General features: G+C 63.5%; 2 protein-coding genes and 1 pseudogene. 2 read left to right on the forward strand and 1 reads right to left on the reverse strand.

Features of this window, described 5'->3' with window-relative positions; translation table 11 throughout:
• The first annotated feature begins 93 nt into the window (after positions 1-93).
• Complete coding sequence (locus EOA86_RS32045) at positions 94-681, forward strand: GNAT family protein (RefSeq protein ID WP_128345270.1); 588 nt, start codon at positions 94-96, stop codon at positions 679-681.
• Between the two features lie 183 nt (positions 682-864).
• On the opposite strand, the gene EOA86_RS32050 is transcribed toward EOA86_RS32045, so the two are convergent.
• Positions 865-1,734 carry an endonuclease/exonuclease/phosphatase family protein gene (locus tag EOA86_RS32050; RefSeq protein WP_128345271.1) on the reverse strand — a complete coding sequence of 290 codons (870 nt, stop codon included), beginning with the start codon at positions 1,732-1,734 and terminating at the stop codon, positions 865-867.
• Between the two features lie 114 nt (positions 1,735-1,848).
• Between EOA86_RS32050 and obgE the strand changes: the two are divergent.
• Positions 1,849-2,122 (forward strand): annotated as a pseudogene (gene obgE, locus EOA86_RS32055) (GTPase ObgE); the annotation flags it as partial.

Raw genomic sequence — 2,122 nt, forward strand, 5'->3', positions numbered from 1 at the left:
CCCATCTCGGGAACCGGTGTCTGGCCAAGCCAGGAAATGGATCAGGGGAGATGGGTTTCCATCTCCCCTTTTTCTTGTGCCTGGAGGACTGACATGGTTGCCGAAGCGGAAGACACAGACGGTGAAAGTTACGCGATAGATTGCCCGGTCCTGGTGACCGAGCGACTGGTCCTGCGGGCGCCGCGCGAAAGCGATATCGAGCAACTGGTGGTGCTCGCCGACAACCGCCACGTCGCCGAAATGCTGGCCCGCATGCCCCACCCCTATGGCGAGGCCGAGGCACGCGCCTTCCTGGCGATGACGGCATCGCGCCGGGCCGGAATTGCCTATGCCTTAACGCTGGCCGGTACCGAAACCTTCGTCGGCTGCGCCGGCCTCAACACCACCGATCGCGGGCTGGAGCTCGGCTACTGGATCGGCGAGCCCTACTGGAAGCGCGGCTATGCGACGGAGGCAGCACATGCGCTCGTCGACCTCGCCTTCCAGAAGACGCCGATCCAGGTGCTGCATGCCTCGACGCGGGTCATCAATCCGGCCTCACGCCGGGTCATCCACAAATGCGGCTTCCAGTATGCCGGCCAGGGCATGCTGAACTCCATCGTCGCCGGCCAGGTGCCGGTCGAGCGCTACCGCCTCGATCGCAGGACCTGGACCAGCCTGCGGAACTGGGTGCATTTCTAGGCATGTCGATATTCAGGTGAGGCCGGCCTGCGAATGGCGGCTTCCTGCGCTTCCGGTGCTCACGTACCCAAAGTACGCTCCGCTCCGGTTCTCGGAAGCCACCACTCTCGGCGCGGCCTGACCTGAATCTCAACACACCTCAGCGCATTGCGCCGAAACCAAAGATTCGGACCGGGCATGAGGTCAAACCATCTCGACCCAGACCGGCAGGTGGTCCGAGCCGACCGCTTGCCGGTCGACCCAAAGGCGCTTCAGCGATTTGGCGAGCGAGGCGCTGGTGAAGACATAGTCGATGCGCTTGTAGCGGCTGGCGTCGTCAGGTCGCTTGGGGTCGATCCAGGAGACGAGATCGGCGCCTGCGGCGGCAAGGCGCAGGGCCACATCTACGGCAAGATCGGCGGTCATGGGTATGCCGAATTCGTGATCCAGGCGACCGGCGAGTTCGACATATTCCGGCGATCCGGCCAGCATGTTGAAGTCGCCCATGACGACGAAGGCTTCGGGATAGGGCAGGTCCGGCAGGCCGACCTCGGCAAGCCCCGACAGCGCGCCCCCCTCGATCGCATAGTTCAACAGGCGCTGGCGCAGAAACCGGATCTGGCTGGCGCGTTCGATCGGGCTGCGATGGTCGAGATGGGTGGAATAGAAGCGGATGAAACCAAGCGGCGTCTCGATCAGCGCCTCCAGCGCGCCGCGCTGGAAATTCATCACTTCCAAACTGCGGCTGCGCGGCAAGAGGAGATTGCGCGACAGATGAACGGGCGTTTTCGACAGCACCATGTTGCCGAGCTGAAAGGTGGTGGTAATGGCGCGGCCGTTTTCCAGGCGCGAGCCGACATTGGCCTCGAAATTGCTGCCATAGACGGCGAAGTATTCGGGCAGCGCCTCGCCGAGCTCGGCCACCATGTCGCGGCCGCCATTGTGGGGGTTGTTGCGCGAGACCTCCTGCAGCGCGATCACGTCGGCGCCGCGCACGGCATCGGCGATGCGGCCGACATCGTAGCGGCCATCGAGGCCGACGCCGTAGTGAATGTTGTAGGTTACGAGCTTCATTGCGACTCCGGCCATGTTCATAAACAGCCTCGCCCTTCGCGCCGCCTTGGTTTAGAGCAGTGCCGAACGTTTAGAGCAATGCCGCAAGGCCACGAGCAGAAACTCAGCAATCCGATGAAATTTCTCGATCAAGCCAAGGTCTACATCCGCTCGGGCGACGGCGGCGCCGGTTCGGTGTCGTTCCGGCGCGAAAAGTTCATCGAGTTCGGCGGTCCGGACGGCGGCGACGGCGGCCGCGGCGGCGATGTCTGGGTGGAGGCGGTCGATGGGCTGAACACGCTGATCGACTATCGCTATCAGCAGCATTTCAAGGCCAAGACCGGTACGCACGGCATGGGCCGCAACATGACCGGCGCCAAAGGTGCCGACGTCACGCTGAAAGTGCCGG

The organism is Mesorhizobium sp. M5C.F.Ca.IN.020.32.2.1 (genome assembly GCF_004023105.1).
GTDB classification, from domain to species: Bacteria; Pseudomonadota; Alphaproteobacteria; order Rhizobiales; family Rhizobiaceae; genus Mesorhizobium; species Mesorhizobium wenxiniae.

Coding starts and splice junctions, on each gene's coding strand:
- EOA86_RS32045 (WP_128345270.1), top strand. CDS start 94: ATGGTTGCCGAAGCGGAAGACACAGACGGTGAAAGTTACGCGATAGAT.
- EOA86_RS32050 (WP_128345271.1), bottom strand. CDS start 1,734: ATGAAGCTCGTAACCTACAACATTCACTACGGCGTCGGCCTCGATGGC.